Source organism: Sulfitobacter sp. 1A15258 (assembly GCF_043557045.1).
GTDB classification, from domain to species: Bacteria; Pseudomonadota; Alphaproteobacteria; order Rhodobacterales; family Rhodobacteraceae; genus Sulfitobacter; species Sulfitobacter faviae.
The window spans coordinates 457,578-473,202 of the sequence record NZ_JBIFFK010000001.1; the positions used below are offsets into that span (position 1 = coordinate 457,578).

Below are 15,625 nucleotides of genomic sequence, written 5' to 3' on the forward strand. Positions count from 1 at the left end.
AGCTTTTGCTTTTTCCTTTCAAGGTTGGGCTTCGCTACAACAGCAATATTCCCAACATAGGTTTATCTGGCTTTCACTGGCCCTTGCTCTTTTGCGAAATTTGAAACCACGACTGTATTCAGAAGCGTCAGTTCTGCGAAAAACAGCAGAAACACCCTCTGAATATCCATATTTGGCTACATATACTGAATTCTGAAATCTTGCTAATAACGAACTAGGCATATTCTTATAAAATCTTTTAAAAACAGTTGCTTGACTCGAGTCTTAGCAAAGTGTCAGATGGAAGGAAAATCAGCTTCCCACTGGTGAGGGCTTCCGACATGACACTCACAATTCCATTCCACAGCGGCCGGATCGCCATTCTTTCGGACTTGCATGCCAATACATACGAGCACAGAGGCACTGATCCGATTGCTTCGCCGGGACTTCATGCCGTCGTAAACGACACTCTTGATGGGCTTATCATCGCTGGCGACCTTACGGACGGGCCCGCCCCCAGATGGGTCCAGGGGCTCGCTCAATTGACGCTGCACGTCCCGCCAGAACGCATCTATGTGATGCCCGGAAACCATGACTATTATGGCGGCACACTTTCGGATGACCATCTACTCGCTGAACACGCTCAGTCCGTCGGCGCACATTATGTGCAGAAAGAAGAATTACTTCACGGCGATACGCGGTTCATATGTTGCACGCTTTGGACAGACTTCGATCTGTTGGCGGACGCTGAAACGGCGATGAGCATCGCTGGAAGCGTCATGCGGGACTACTCCCGTATACGGGTTGGCCCCCCCGCAGGTTCAGATTACGGGGACGGGATATCGTGGCAACCTTCAGCGACCGAAATAGAGCCAGCTGATACGCTTCGCGTTCACCGCGACCACCGCGCTTGGCTTGAGGACAAGTTGATGTCCCCCCACCCTTGTGGAAAGGCAGGTCGCACGGTCGTTGTGACCCATCATGGGCCCCATCTGTCGGTCGCAGGACCAGTGGATGGCCTTACACCCGCATTTCACTCTGATTTAACAGACCTCATTGCGAGGCTTGCCCCATCAGCATGGTTCTTTGGCCATTCACATCGCCGGCTACGCGCCATGGTTGGACAAACCGACGTTCGGAACGTGAGCGTGGGATATTGTCGGGAGTTCTCTCGAACAGAGAGTGAATATTTGTTAGAAGCAGGTCTTTGGGTGAGCCACGATGGATCCTAACTCGGCTGACCTCAAATTTCTTGAGACTATAAGACGGTGCGCACCATTTGTAATCACTGATACTGATGGCGCTGCCTATGCCGTAACCGAATCCATACCGCCCGAAATTCACGTTGCGCTTGAGCAAATCACCCCAGAGGTGACGTATGTAGACGTGGGCAAAAAGCTGAGCCTTCCAATAGAGAATTGGGTATCGTGCAGTGAAAAACTGATAGTCGAGCTCATGACGCGCATGACGCGGCGGTCCCTCGAGCTCGGCAAGGTGGGACCGTCTCCCGCCGAACTTAATCAAGCGCCAACCCTCTCCCAATGGTCTGCCATCCTTGATACAGAATACGGGGGCGCGATCCTAGTTGGCGCGCAGGATGGGCACCCAACTCTACGGGGTAAGTTCATCAATACGTCTCGGCTTTGTGGGTTGGACAAAGAGGATGCTTGGGCCCGCACGTCGACCCGATGGTACCGTTTGGGCGATCGTGCAAACCAGCAAGAACTGGGCGCAATGTTCCATGGCAGGGTTGGTCTCGGAGACGCCCTTAGACTCACCCCGTCCGAGGTCCAGGCTTGCATCAAGGCAGATCAAGTTTCCGCGGGGCTCTGCGATGCTTAGCCGTAGTCGGTACTTGAAAGGTCACATCGAAGACTGTTTGGTTTACAGTGCAGATCAAGCCCATACCTTCCTGAGCCCCCAAGCAATTTTTTCAATCACGGTCATAGTCGCCAGCGGGGCAGCTCTATTCGTATCCTGGCGCGCCTATCACCTATCGGCAAAGAGCACTGGCCCCGATATGGAGCTCGTGAGACGGTTCGTCGAGTCGGCGCCCCTGGAACGACTTGCCGAAATTCAAACGCCTGAGAACCAGGGCGTTTCCCAAGTCGAAGACGAAGATGAAGAGAGAAAGGACACAAGGCTGTAGAAACGTCCTAGTCGAAATGGTGATTGCGATGCACTCAATCGATTATTTCAACCACCACGGGCAAGCTGATGCACGAAAAGTCGCGTTCATCTTGCGGACCTCCGTCACTGACTTATCCGTAGCAGCCGGGGTCGACCTGGGGGAATTGCAAGGCCCGCAGATGATGTGGATGAGACGCAGAACCGATTAGACAACCTTGTGGATGTACTGAACAAAGTGGGGCCCCAGTTCGCGACCCTGGTCATGGCTTATCAGTGGTACAGACCCGAACCACTGGCGGGCTTTGATGACCAAACTGCGATGCAACTCGTACAGGCGAGCAAAGCACATCAAGTCGTTACGTACATTGAAGCTGTGGGGGCAAAATTCTTCTAATGAGCTATGTGAGCCGAGCGCTCTCGGAAGTCTTTCGTGTTTGCTATCGCCCTTCATGGAAGCCGACGTTTTAGGGTCATAGCACAGCTTCCAACGCAAGGCCGGCCCGGAAAGTTCGAAGAAAGAGGTTAACGCACGATGAATATGAAATTGATCTGATCAAGTCCGACGGTACTTTTTCCGTGACCACCTCAGAAGCCGGCGCCCCACAACCAATAAGTTACCGGAGGGATAGTAAAACAACCAAAAGATTAAAGTTACCACAAGTTACTTCGATCTCGCGTAACTTCTCTTAAGTTACCAGGAACTTGATAATTGAGGCTGCTAAGTCCGGACCTGCAGCGCTTTTGTGCCGCCCCAAGTGCTCGTTTGAGCCACCTTTCGTTCGAGTGCGACCGGTCTTTTCCAACCCAATGCTGAGTGTTGGCGGCGCGGACTGTGAAAGCCGTTTACGTATTTGAAGATTGCCATCTCAGCCTTGCGTCGTGTCTCCCGAAGATGGTTGGTTAACTTCGGTACTGCTCAACGGATAGACGACCCTCAAATAAAATGGGACATCAATCGAAGCAGTACTTGCGTATCCGGCGACCGGTAACACGCATGATCAGAATGCAAGCTAGGTGTGGTCGAGAGATATGCTGATACTCTGCACGAGCAGCATTTGTAAGTTCAGTCCTCTCCGAAAAGCCAGGTAGGCACGCTATGCAGCGCTGCCTCAAGCTCTTCGTAGCCGTCCACCCCGCTGAAAAGCAGATAAAGAAACAATGCGAACAAAAGACTAATTATACCAGTGAGATATGCAGACTTCATAGCGAACACTTTGTCCTTAAGCTCTCTATTTCGACGCTAGTTATTATTGATCTCCACAACAATGTTTACCCCAGGTCAGCAGGCCGCAGTATTTTCGCTTCAGTTTCCAAAGAGAGCGGTGAGTTGCACATTGATGCTATTGCCAATTCCCTCAAGTCCTTCTGGACCGCAGAGCAGATAGATCGCGCCGACAATATGCGAAGCGATCAAAACGGTGAAAAGATAACCAAGTCTCACTCCGAACCCTTTCAATACGTGAAACACCGGGGTCTAAAGAGGACGAGCAAGCCAGACAATCACCCATGCTGCATTGCAGAAATGCTATCAGCGCATATCTGGGCGGTGTTAAGCCGTAGGTCAGAAAATCGATGATGCCCCTGCCAGAACACCAGAGATACGGGACTGGTTTAACCTCTTTCTTCGCCGGGGCTGAGTGGCAAAAGGTCGAACTCGACACACGCACGGGCGCATGATGGCCACCATGCTCGCTGCGATCGTGCAGTTCCAGTGCGCCTCCTTTATCGAACGCGAGAAACCTAGCCTCGTCGTCGCCCGGGCGCGCGGCAAGAAGTTCAGACGACAGCCTAGCCAATTAATACAATGAAAGCTTGCAGGTCGGTGCTTCAGCTTATCGGAGGCGGCCGATCATACCACTAGATTACTCGAAATGTCGGCATTATTTCTTGGGCTGTCGAAGTCGCCTATCGGGCTTATCGCTTCTTTGCAGTTCGTAGGAACGGTTCTTCACGCCCATCATTTGCCAAAGGCTGTCCTCATGGTTGCCTGATAAGCCGCCGTGCCTCTAGAGTTCAATGTGGCGGCCTAGCAGGCAAGCGCCTTGAACGAAGCGGCTTAAACCGTCCTTCCCACACCTGCATCTCGAGAAGTACTAGGTCAGACTTCGTCAACTTTAGATGCACTAACTGCCCTGTGCTTGCTTTAGTTACCGGTTTCGGCGTTAGGTTTCTATGCATCGCTGTCGTTCATCCAGGCCGCAGCGAACTTCTGCTTTAAGCACAAACTGACCGCGCTGGTAGTAGGAGGCTTCGCAGTGGCAACATGGGCGGGCTTGTCGTGACCGGCCCGGACCAGACGTTCGTCAGGGAGGTTATCGCTGCGTCGCAACTTACCCGAAGGTGCCATTCATGTCGGTGCTGTTGACCCGACCAAAATTGCCTCTCTTGGCACGTCTAGGCATGGCGTGAACATCCTCAGCAGCAAAGTCGATGAGGGTTCGTATCTTCCGAGGTAAGGTCCGACCTTCGAGATAGACGACGGTAACCGGTCCCCCATCCGTGTCGAAATCCTCGAGCAGTGGGACGAGGCGGCCAGTGTCCAGCATGTCGGCGATCGCGAACCGCGGCGCATAGGCAATCCCCATGCCGGCCGAGGCCAACTCGATTGCCGCGCGGGCCGAGTTCACATGGAACCGGCCCCGCACCTGGGCGACGACCTCGGTGCCGTCCTTACTGAACGTCCACCTATGAGGTTGGCGCCGGTTGGTATCGACAATGCAGGCGTGCCGAGAGAGATCATCTGGTGCTCGCGGGTAGCCGTGCTCATTCACGTAGTCTGGATGTGCGACCAGTGAGCTGTGAAACGTGCCGAGCTTGCGCGTCTTGAGTGACAGCGTCTCCGACACACCCATCCGGAACGCCAGATCGATGCCGTCGGCGGCCAAGTCGACGTAGCGATCGTCCAACCTGAGGTCGAAAGTCAGATCCGGGTGCGCTTCGGCGAACCGGGCCAACATGCCGGCCACGTAGACTTCGCCGAAGGTCACAGGCGCCGAGACCCGGATGATCCCGCTCAGGCCGCGCGACCCCTCTGACACAGTCCCCAGCAGAGCATCGAGCTCATCGAGGACGGCTGGCGCCCGCGCGAGGAGATCCTCGCCGGCTGGCGTCAGCCCCACCTTCCGGGTCGTTCTCTGGAGCAGCCGCGCGCCGAGGCGCGCCTCCAGTTCGGCCACGTATTTCGAGGTCAGGCGGTTCGAGACCCCCAGTTGCTCGGCCCCTGCGGTGAAGGAGCCGGTCCGTGCGGTGGCCACGAAAGCCTTGAGTTCGTCGACAATATCCATGAGCGCCCTTTTGAGAATAAATTCGCGATAGTCACTCCATAACATCGTTATTTTATGGAATATGGGAAAGCCTTACTTTCGCTTTAGTGATCAACAGGCCGCCGCAGGGCGGCAAAGCGAAGGAGAATGCCATGCGTATCGCAGTTATCGGCAACGGAAATGTCGGCTCAGGGCTCTCGCGGATTCTGGGCGAGGCCGGCCACGAAGTGACAACCATCGGCCGCAACGACGCTCTCTCTACCGCCGTCGCCAAGGCGGAGGTGGTAGTCGTCGCCACGCCCTACGGGGCCATCGCGGATCTTGCCGGCAAGGCCGACTTCAGCGGCAAGACCGTCATCGACGTCTCGAACCCGGTGACCGAGGACTTCTCCGGCCTTCAAGTCGGGCACAAGACCTCGGCGGCCGAAGAGATCGCCTCCAGCCTGTCCGGCGCGACGGTGGTGAAGGCGTTCAACACGGTCTTCGCCCAGAACTACGGCACGGGCCCCAAGGTCAATGGCCAGCCCATCCAGACCTTCGTCGCTGGCGATGACGAGGCCGCGCGCGAGACGGTCAAGGCGCTGGCCGCCGAGATCGGCCTCGAGCCGGTCGATGCCGGCCCGCTCGCCAACGCCCGCTACCTCGAGCCCATCGGCTTCCTCAACATACAGTTCGGCTACGTCTTCGGTCACGGCACCGGGATCGCGCCGCGCTGGCAGTTTTCCTGACATCCCCAACCCCACGGAGCATCTGACATGACCACGCAGACCCATACCGACTACGCCGCCGCCGCCCTTCGCATCTCGACCGGCGTCCTGTTCCTCGCCCATGGCTGGATGAAGGTGAGCGCCTTTACCATCCCCGGCACCGTCGCCTTCTTCGAAGGCCTCGGCCTGCCCGGCGTGCTCGCCTACTTCACGATCTTCGCAGAGCTGGCGGGCGGTATCGCCCTGATCCTCGGTCTCGGCACACGCCCCGTCTCGATCGCGCTGATCCCTGTCCTCCTGGGCGCGACATGGGCGCATTCCGGTTTCGGCTGGAGCTTCTCGAACGAAGGCGGCGGCTGGGAATACCCGCTGTTCTGGGCGGTCGTGCAAGGCGTCGTCGCCGTCCTGGGACGCGGAGCCTTCGCGCTGCGCGTGCCGCAACTCGACCAACGCCTCGGCCAGTTCGCCTGACCTCCCTTGCTGGCCGCGGGTCACCTCCCGCGGCCGCACTCTTTCACAAGGAGACCTGCAATGACCACCGTCGACCACTTCTTCGACATGACGACCGCGCCGATGCGTATCGGGGCGGTCCGGCTCAAGGTGCGAGACCTCGATGCGGTCTCCACTTTCTACCAGATGGCGCTGGGGCTCAGCCCGGTCGCGACCAGCGAGCATCGCGTCACCCTCGGCACCGGCGACACGCCGTTTCTGGAGCTTCAGGGCGACCCAGGCCTTTCCCCACTCGACCCGCGGCAGGCCGGGCTCTTTCATACCGCCTTCCTGATGCCGACCCGATCCGACCTGGCCCGCTGGGTTGCTCACATCGCCGAGGCGGGTGTGCCGCTTCACGGTGCCTCGGATCATATCGTCAGCGAGGCGCTCTATCTCGCCGATCCCGAGGGCAACGGCATCGAGGTCTATACGGACCGCCCGGTCTCGGCCTGGCACGGCGAGGGCGGCGAGATCCGGATGAGCACCGACCCGCTGGATCTCCAGGGTCTGCTGCAAAGCGCCGCAGGCACCGAATGGTCGGGTTTCCCCGAGAACGGCAGCATCGGCCATGTCCACCTTCAGGTGGGCGACACGGGCGAAGCCGACCGCTTCTACCGCGACGTGCTCGGCCTCGATATCGCGGCGCGCTATCCTGGGGCCAGCTTCTACGGCAGCGGCGGCTACCACCACCAGCTTGCCGGCAATATCTGGAACAGCCGCCGGGCTAGCAAACGCCCCGAGGGTATGGCAGGTCTCGATGCCATCGAGATTGTTGTCCGTGATGCGGCGGACATTGCCTCCATCGCTGGCCGGGTTGAAAGCGCCGGGCTTGAAAGCATCAAGAATGCCAACGGCCTGACCGTTCGCGATCCCTGGGGCACCGCAATCACGCTCAAGAATTAAGGAGACGATCATGCTTCGAGACGGGAAATGGGTTGCCGACTGGCAGCCGGTCCAGGCCAAGGACGACAAGGGTGGCTTCGTCCGCCAGACCTCCAGCTTCCGCCACTGGGTGACGCCTGACGGAAGCGCCGGGCCGACCGGCGAGGGCGGCTTCAAGGCCGAGGCGGGCCGCTACCACCTCTATGTCGCGCTGATCTGCCCCTGGGCGTCGCGGACGCTGATCGCCCGAAAGCTGAAGGGGTTGGAGGACGTGATCTCGGTCTCGGTCGTCGAACCGGATCTCTCCGACCAGGGCTGGCACTTCGGCGATCCGACCGAGGCCGAGGGCGCGTCCTATATGCACGAAATCTACACCCGGGCCGACCCGACGATCTCGGGCCGGGCCACGGTGCCGGTGCTCTGGGACAAGAAGCGCGGGACCATCGTGAACAACGAGTCCGCCGACATTCTGCGGATGCTGAACTCCGGTTTCGGAGATCTGGCCGACCATAGCATCGATCTCTATCCGGCGGACCTCCGCGAGGACATCGAGGCGCTCAACGACCGCATCTATCCGAGCTTGAACAATGGCGTTTACCGCGCGGGCTTCGCCACCACGCAGGTCGCCTACGAGGAAGCATTCTGCGAGGTTTTCGCAATGCTCGATGAACTCGAGGAGCGCCTCGGCGACGGTCGCGGGTTCCTTTTGGGAGGTCGCTTCACCGAGGCCGATGTGCGACTCTTCGTGACGCTGGTGCGCTTCGACGTGGCTTATCACGGCCTCTTCAAGTGTAACCTGCGCCGCATCGCGGACTACCCTGCCCTAAGCCGCTACCAGGCCCGTATCCTCGCTATCCCCGGGGTGCGCGATACGGTCAGCATTGACCACATCAAGCGCGGCTACTACTCGATCAAGGCGCTGAACCCCACCGGCATCGTGCCTCTCGGGCCGGAACGCTCCCTGGGCTGAGGGCCTCGGTCGGCCATTCGGATCAGACCCCCTGGCGCGGGCGGGCGGCGCCAGCACCGCCGGTCACAGATCACTCGAATCGCGAAGGCCGCAATGAGATCGGCGATGGCAATTCAGGAATGTCCGCTATTAGATCACCGACGTCGCCGTATCGCACTTGCAGCAAAGGTCAGCTCTCCGCCCTTCGAGCAAAACCTCTCGCATATGCGGCACATATCGAGCGGTTGCGGCGATCCGTTGAATCCGCACCGCACTTCAGACCTTCGCACATCCGATTTAGCTCTTCGACATCACGAAAGGCCGGTTCTGAGAAACAGCAATGCAGCATCTTAGAGCCCCGACCTAAAATCATTCAAATCGTCCCTCGCCGCCCATTCAAGCCGTCAACATGCGAGATAAGTTCCTGCTCGACAATCCATTCCGTACCGTCGGCTGAGTATTCTAGGATTAAAATACCAGCCGCATCCATACGTTTTTGGACTTCTCGGACTTGAACATTGTTGCGTCGTGCAAGAAGACGCCGGGAAACATAGGTCTCAACAAAGGCATCCAGCGTATCGCAGTTCACAAGCGTTTTTCTTTGGTGTGTCCTCTCATCATCTGTGTCACGTAATTCAAGATAACCCCGCTCGGACAATTCCCGCAAAAAACTCGCACTGATCCCAATCTCTTTTGAAACGTTTCCAATAGCTTTCCAATCCACTCGATTTTCCGTTGAGAAAACCTGTTCGGCTTCAAGAGGGTCAATTCGTATCTGTGAAAACAAAGTAAAGTCAGTTGCTCGCGTCGTATTTGGCAGTTTACCCGAAAGCACCGCTCCGTAGACAGTCGCCACGCTCACCCCATATTTTCGGGCGGCAGTGGCAATGTCATACCATCGGAAAGGCGCAGGAATATCTTTTTTTACTGGAAAACAAAGATGTCGTTCTAGGAAGCAATCTATGTCCGCCTTGGAAAACCGAGGCCGTGCATGATCCCCTCCAATGGAATGAGTTAAATAGCCCGCGGCAATCAAGGTCTGCATCTGCGTACGCGTTACGCCAAGAAAGCGTTCTGCCTTTGACATACTGATGGCACCAGAAACAGCCCCAACCACAACTTCCACAACGTCTACAGAATAAAGCCTTTCAGCTTCAGGTAAATCGAGCGCACCTATAGCACCCGCATCGTTTAGTAGATTGATAACCTGTTGCGGCCTCAAACCGTGTTCATGCGCAGCACTCAGTGCGGAGTGAAACTTTCTCTTCTGTAGAGGTTGTCCCAAAACATCAGTTCCGGGTGCAAGAGCCCAGGTCTCGAGAATATGGTCGCGCAAAAGCTCTTTCATCGGCGCAAACTCAGGTGCAGATCCAGCACCGCGCTTTAACCAATCATGGACGGGGCCATAACGCCCCTGCGGCCGCAATTGCGGCTCACCGGGGCGTGTCCGCAAAGCCATCAGTAGGTCGAGCACAGCGTCGCGTCCCGCAGAAAATGTTGCGAACCCCTCATCCATCGCCTGCGCTATGTCCACCGGCGTGCAATCAGCGAACTGGCGGTTAGGATCAAAAACTTTTGCCACGCCAAGAATCTCACAAAGCGCCCCTAGGGCATCGAGAGGAAAAACGTCAGCCCATCCGAGTGCGGAATTTTCTCCTGCCAATACCCGCGTAATGTGGCGCTCATACAAGGCGTCACATTTGCTTTCCTGATCCAGATCGCCATCCAGTATTTCGGGGAGCCATGCCTCCCATGTTTGATTGAACTCATGGGGTGGCCCAGGCTCCGGCGGATGTATCAAAAACAGATGGTGTTGTGGATAAACACGAAAGCTGTTGACGGACCAGGCCATGCGCGCATAGGCATTCAACGCGGTGTTCTCTGTAAGCTCAGCACCGATATCATCCCGAAGACAGCCCGGGCAAACGCGGAACTGGCCGCGACGGAGGCGTTGATCTTGGAAAAGATGGCCACCAAACAGCACATCTTTCCCAGCCCCTTTCTGAAAAGTCTGGCGCATCGCACGATCGACATCCGCCCCTAAAATCGCAGAGATTTTCTGAATATCCTCAGCGGCACCATTGAGTGTGCCTTTGCGCGGGACGGAAAGGTCCAACAAAAGATCAAACACCCCGCTCAGCCCAAGTCCGCGCGCATATCTACTCAGATAACCGATAAACAATTCATCATCATGAAGCTCGATAGTCACTGACGGCATGGCGGATCTCAAAATTTCTAACCCATGGTCCGTCAATCTATACACGTGTCCGGCGTGATTTCTATCAACCACACTGTCCAAAAGAAAAATGGGGGACCAATTGGCCCCCCTGAGGTTCGCTTATCAGGCTCACTATTGATACCGCCCGGTAGATTATTTGCCTGCGGCCTGATCCGCGTCGGGAGCGAACACATCCGCTCCTGAAAACTCTTCTACGCGCCCTTAGTGCAGCACCCTGCCCGCGGAGCTATTGACGGAGAACACTGCCCTGCACCCTGCTTCACCGGCCTCGCGATAATCCTGAACCGAATAGGTCACGCTCAGAGACGGCACACCAAGCACGGACACGCTGCGAGCACCGTCATAGGCATCGGCCAGCGCCCCGATGACATTGCGGTCGAATTCCGCCTCCAGTGTGTTGCCCTTCATCGTCACGCGATCTGCCGCGCAAAGCTGTCCAGCGATGTCGAAAACTAGGTTCATTCCTGCTCCTGACCAACATAAAGCGTTGATAAATGATCCACTTTCACCTTCTCAACCCGCAGTCAATTTTCGACGAATTTCGAAATTTCGTAAGAAATTTTGAAATCTGACAGAGACTGGTTTAATTTTGGTTAACGCAATCTGGATGGCAGCGCGGAAATCAACCCTTTCGCGCAAGTATGGCTGAGGCACCCCGGCAGCCTCGTCGGGGCGGGCCTTGCGGCCCTGCCCCTGCGCGCCCCTTTCGGGGCACATCTCATCAGCTACAACCCGAGGTGCCGCCGCAGGTGTTGCACTTCATGCAGGTGCCGTTGCGAACCAATGTGTAGTTGCCGCATTCACCGCAGGCTTCGCCCTCATAGCCCTGCATCTTGGCCTTGGCCCGCGCATCAAGGCTGACCGCGCCAGTGCTGACGGAGGTCGAGGGTTGCACCGCGACCGCCACGTCGCCGCCGCTCACTTGGGGCGCGTAAGCGGTGCTCGGCTCGACGCCCTGCCCGCCTTGCAACACCACCAACTCTTGCGGCAGCCGGTTGCGCAGATAGCCGGTGGAGCTGATTTGCTTGAGTACCTCCAAGGACTTATTCGCGGCCCCCTCGCTCAACTCGCTGACGTTCGAGAGGTTCTCTTCCTCGCCCCGGCCCAGATCGTCAAAGGTCGCGCCCTCGGGCTTCACATGCGCCAGATCGGTGCGGTCGAGGTAGCTCACCGCCAATTCACGGAACACATAGTCGAGGATCGAGGTCGCCTGTTTGATGCTGTCGTTGCCCTGCACCATGCCCGCGGGTTCGAACTTGGTGAAGGTGAAGGCGTCGACGAATTCCTCCAGCGGCACGCCGTATTGCAGACCGACCGAGACCGCGATGGCGAAGTTGTTCATCATCGCCCGGAAGCCCGCGCCTTCCTTGTGCATGTCGATGAAGATCTCGCCCAGCTTGCCGTCCTCATATTCGCCGGTGCGCAGGTAGACCTTGTGCCCCCCGACATTGGCCTTCTGGGTATAGCCCTTGCGGCGCTGTGGCATCTTCTCGCGGTGCGACTTGACGATTTCCTTGACGATCACCTTCTCGACGATCTTCTCGGCCAACACGGCAGCCTTTTCATGGGCGTTGCCGCTTTCCAGTGTCTCGGCAGCGTCACCGTCGTCCTCGACGAGTGCGGCGGCCAAGGGCTGGCTCAGCTTCGAGCCATCGCGGTAGAGCGCGTTGGCCTTGATGCCCAAGGACCAGCTGAGTTCATAAGCCTTCTGGCAATCCTCAATCGTCGCGTCATTTGGCATGTTGATCGTTTTAGAGATCGCCCCCGAGATAAAGCTCTGCGCCGCTGCCATCATGTGGATGTGGCTGTTGACCGACAGGTAACGCTTGCCCTTCTTGCCGCAGGGGTTGGCACAATCGAAGATGCCGTAATGCTCCTCGCGCAGGTGCGGCGCGCCCTCCAGCGTCATGGTCCCGCAGACGTGGTCATTGGCCGCTTCGATATCGGCCTTGCTGAAGCCGAGGGAGCGGAGCAGATCGAAGGTCGGGTCGTTCAGCTTTTCGGTCGGGATGCCAAGCACCTGCGTGCAGAAAGCCTCGCCCAGCGTCCATTGGTTGAACACAAAGCGGATGTCGAATGCCTGTTTCAGAGCGGCGTCGATCTTGGCCAATTCATTGGCGCCAAAACCGTGGCCCGCCAGCGTGGTGTGGTTGATCGCAGGCGCATTGCCGATGGTGCCATGGCCCACCGCGTAGCTGACGATCTCTTCGATCTGCGCCGAGCCGTAGCCGAGTTTTTCCAGCGCCGCTGGCACCGATTGGTTGATGATCTTGAAGTAGCCACCACCGGCGAGCTTTTTGAACTTCACCAGCGCGAAATCCGGCTCAATCCCCGTGGTGTCGCAGTCCATTACCAGACCGATGGTGCCGGTGGGCGCGATGACGGAGGTCTGCGCGTTGCGGTAGCCGTGGGCCTCGCCCAGTTTCAGCGCTTCGTCCCAGCAGGATTTGGCGATGTCGACCAGTCCGGCCTGCGGGCAGTTCGCATGATCCAGTGGCACGGGTTTGACCGAGAGTTGCTCATAGCCGTCGGCCTCGCCATAGGCCGCCGTGCGATGGTTGCGGATGACGCGCAGCATATGCTCGGCGTTCTTGGCATAGCCCGGGAAGGCGCCCAATTCGCCCGCCATCTCGGCAGAGGTCGCATAGGCCACACCGGTCATGATCGCGGTCAGGGCACCACCGAGGGCGCGGCCCTCATCGCTGTCATAGGAATAGCCCATGTTCATCAAGAGCCCGCCGATATTCGCATAGCCCAGCCCCAACGTGCGGAAGTCATAGGACCGCTGGGCGATTTCCTTGGACGGGAACTGCGCCATCATCACGCTGATCTCCAGCGTCACGGTCCAGAGGCGCGAGGCGTGCATGTAATCGTCGACTTGGAACTCACCATCCTTGAGGAAGGTCAGCAGGTTCATCGAGGCGAGGTTACAGGCCGTATCGTCGAGGAACATATATTCCGAGCAGGGGTTCGAGCCGCGGATCGCGCCATCTTCGAGGCATGTGTGCCAGTCGTTCACGGTGTCGTGGTATTGGATGCCCGGATCGGCACAGGCCCATGCAGCGTGGCCGACCTGATCCCAAAGGTCGCGGGCGCGGACGGTCTTCACCACCCGGTTCTCGGTGCGGCTGATCAACTCCCAATCGGCATCCTTCTCGACGGCCTTGAGGAAGGCATTGGTGACGCGAATGGAGTTGTTGGAGTTCTGGCCCGAGACCGAGTTATAGGCCTCGGAGTCCCAATCGGTGTCATAGGTCGGGAATTCGATACCGGTGTGTCCCTGCTTTGCGTAGTCCAGCACGCGCTTGACGTAAGTCTCGGGGATCGCGACCTTCTTGGCTTCGCGGATCGCCTGTTTCAGCGCCGCGTTCTTGGCGGGGTCATAGGCATCCGCCTCGGTGCCGTCCCATGCCTTGATCGCGTCGAACAGGAGGTTCAGTTTCTGCTCGTGCATTTTCGAGCCGGCGACGATGCTCGCCACCTTCTGCTCTTCGAGCACCTTCCAGTTGATGAAATCCTCGATATCGGGGTGGTCGGCGTCGACGATCACCATCTTGGCCGCGCGGCGGGTGGTGCCGCCGGATTTGATGGCGCCGGCGGCGCGGTCCCCGATCTTGAGGAACCCCATCAAACCCGACGACTTGCCGCCGCCCGACAGCTTCTCGCCCTCTCCGCGGAGCGATGAAAAGTTGGTGCCCGTGCCCGAGCCGTATTTGAACAGACGCGCCTCGCGGACCCAGAGGTCCATGATGCCACCGTCGCCCACCAGATCGTCGCCCACGGACTGGATAAAGCAGGCATGCGGCTGCGGGTGCTCATAAGAGGATTTCGACCGGGTCAGTTTGCCGGTCTTGTAGTCGACGTAGTAATGCCCCTGCGCCGGTCCATCGATGCCGTAAGCCCAATGCAGGCCGGTGTTGAACCACTGCGGGCTGTTGGGCGCCGCGCGCTGGCTGGCCAGCATGTGGCGCATCTCGTCGTAATAGGCGCGGGCGTCTTCCTCGGTGGTGAAATAGCCGCCCTTCCAGCCCCAATAGGCCCAAGCGCCCGCCAGACGGTCGAAGACCTGCTTGGAGGAAGTCTCACCGCCCATCTCGGCGCCCTCGGCGGGCTCGGAGCGCCACAGGAACTCAGGCACGTCCTTTTCTTTGACCTTGCGGGTCTTGCTGGGCACGCCTGCCTTGCGGAAATACTTCTGCGCGATCACGTCGCTGGCGACCTGGCTCCAGGATTTGGGGACTTCGACGTTGTCGAGCTTGAACACCACCGAACCGTCAGGGTTGCGGATCTCTGACACCGTGGTGACAAAGTCCAAATCCGCATAGGCATCCTGCCCGGCCTTGGTGAAATTCCGTTCAATCTTCATCGTCGCTGCCCTTTTTCAAACTCTCAAAATTTGGAGCCGACCTGCCCACGGCAGGCCGTCTCACCCCTATGTGCTGGCAGTTTGAACAAAGCTTCCCCGCGCCACCTGCTGACGCAAGCGGCCCGAAACCGATTGAAACACTGGCTCTATACTCTGTCCCCGCCGCCGAAGCGCCCCGTTGCGTTAACCACAACATATTGTGGCGCTTTAGTTGACCCCCACAAACTGACGTAGATCGCACTATTTGGTCAACGGTTTTTTTCGGAATTATTTCGGGGCCGGGAGTTGACCGAAGCCCCCCGATTTGCCCCGCGCCCTACCCCAGTGATTCAGCCTCAGGATATCCCCAAAGATACCCGCAAGCCCGATTGGTGGGCGGCTTTGAAATAATCCATTGCCGGGGCCGGGTTAGCGGAGGTGTTTGAGAGATTGGATGAATTCATCCACAGCCCAAGACCACCCACCGGGCGACAGGCCGCCGAAAGTGGGCTATGTGCCACGATCACCCGGCCCAAGTCCCCTGCCCCACGTCCGCGCCAAGAACCGCGGCAGAATCATCACGATCTCGGCGCGCGCAGGCGCAAACCTGCCAATGCGGCGGCGGCAGCTACTATATCT

General features: G+C 58.1%; 10 protein-coding genes. 6 read left to right on the forward strand and 4 right to left on the reverse strand.

Translation table 11 applies throughout. The annotated features are described in order from the left end of the window. Positions 1-320: 320 nt before the first annotated feature. Complete coding sequence (locus ACGYK9_RS02360) at positions 321-1,211, forward strand: metallophosphoesterase (protein ID WP_394408115.1); 891 nt, start codon at positions 321-323, stop codon at positions 1,209-1,211. Between the two features lie 232 nt (positions 1,212-1,443). Beyond that, the gene (locus ACGYK9_RS02365) at positions 1,444-1,821 is read left to right on the forward strand and encodes a DUF6634 family protein (protein ID WP_394408958.1); all 378 of its coding nucleotides are present in this window, start codon (positions 1,444-1,446) and stop codon (positions 1,819-1,821) included. A 2,618-nt stretch (positions 1,822-4,439) separates the two neighbouring features. On the opposite strand, the gene ACGYK9_RS02370 is transcribed toward ACGYK9_RS02365, so the two are convergent. Continuing rightward, the gene (locus ACGYK9_RS02370; protein ID WP_394408121.1) at positions 4,440-5,393 is read right to left on the reverse strand and encodes a LysR family transcriptional regulator; all 954 of its coding nucleotides are present in this window, start codon (positions 5,391-5,393) and stop codon (positions 4,440-4,442) included. 131 nt (positions 5,394-5,524) lie between these two features. Between ACGYK9_RS02370 and ACGYK9_RS02375 the strand changes: the two genes are divergently transcribed. From ACGYK9_RS02375 to ACGYK9_RS02390, 4 genes are read left to right on the forward strand one after another with little or no spacing between them, the layout of a single operon-like run. Further along, positions 5,525-6,100 carry an NADPH-dependent F420 reductase gene (locus tag ACGYK9_RS02375; protein ID WP_394408124.1) on the forward strand — a complete coding sequence of 192 codons (576 nt, stop codon included), beginning with the start codon at positions 5,525-5,527 and terminating at the stop codon, positions 6,098-6,100. 27 nt (positions 6,101-6,127) lie between these two features. Next, entirely contained in the window at positions 6,128-6,550 is a 423-nt protein-coding gene (locus tag ACGYK9_RS02380; RefSeq protein WP_394408127.1) for a DoxX family protein, read from the forward strand. Positions 6,551-6,610: 60 nt separating this feature from the next. Next, complete coding sequence (locus ACGYK9_RS02385) at positions 6,611-7,474, forward strand: VOC family protein (protein WP_166125640.1); 864 nt, start codon at positions 6,611-6,613, stop codon at positions 7,472-7,474. Between the two features lie 10 nt (positions 7,475-7,484). Beyond that, on the forward strand, positions 7,485-8,423 hold the full coding sequence (locus tag ACGYK9_RS02390) for a glutathione S-transferase family protein (protein WP_394408129.1): 939 nt from the start codon (positions 7,485-7,487) through the stop codon (positions 8,421-8,423). Between the two features lie 352 nt (positions 8,424-8,775). Here ACGYK9_RS02390 and ACGYK9_RS02395 read toward each other — a convergent pair whose 3' ends face one another. From ACGYK9_RS02395 to ACGYK9_RS02405, 3 genes are all read right to left on the reverse strand, one after another. Next, positions 8,776-10,665 carry a TniQ family protein gene (locus ACGYK9_RS02395; protein ID WP_394408132.1) on the reverse strand — a complete coding sequence of 630 codons (1,890 nt, stop codon included), beginning with the start codon at positions 10,663-10,665 and terminating at the stop codon, positions 8,776-8,778. Positions 10,666-10,842: 177 nt separating this feature from the next. Further along, positions 10,843-11,103 (reverse strand): hypothetical protein, encoded by a 261-nt coding sequence (locus ACGYK9_RS02400; RefSeq protein WP_394408135.1) that lies wholly within the window; start codon positions 11,101-11,103, stop codon positions 10,843-10,845. Between the two features lie 259 nt (positions 11,104-11,362). After that, positions 11,363-15,007 (reverse strand): vitamin B12-dependent ribonucleotide reductase, encoded by a 3,645-nt coding sequence (locus ACGYK9_RS02405; protein ID WP_394408138.1) that lies wholly within the window; start codon positions 15,005-15,007, stop codon positions 11,363-11,365. Positions 15,008-15,625: the final 618 nt, after the last annotated feature.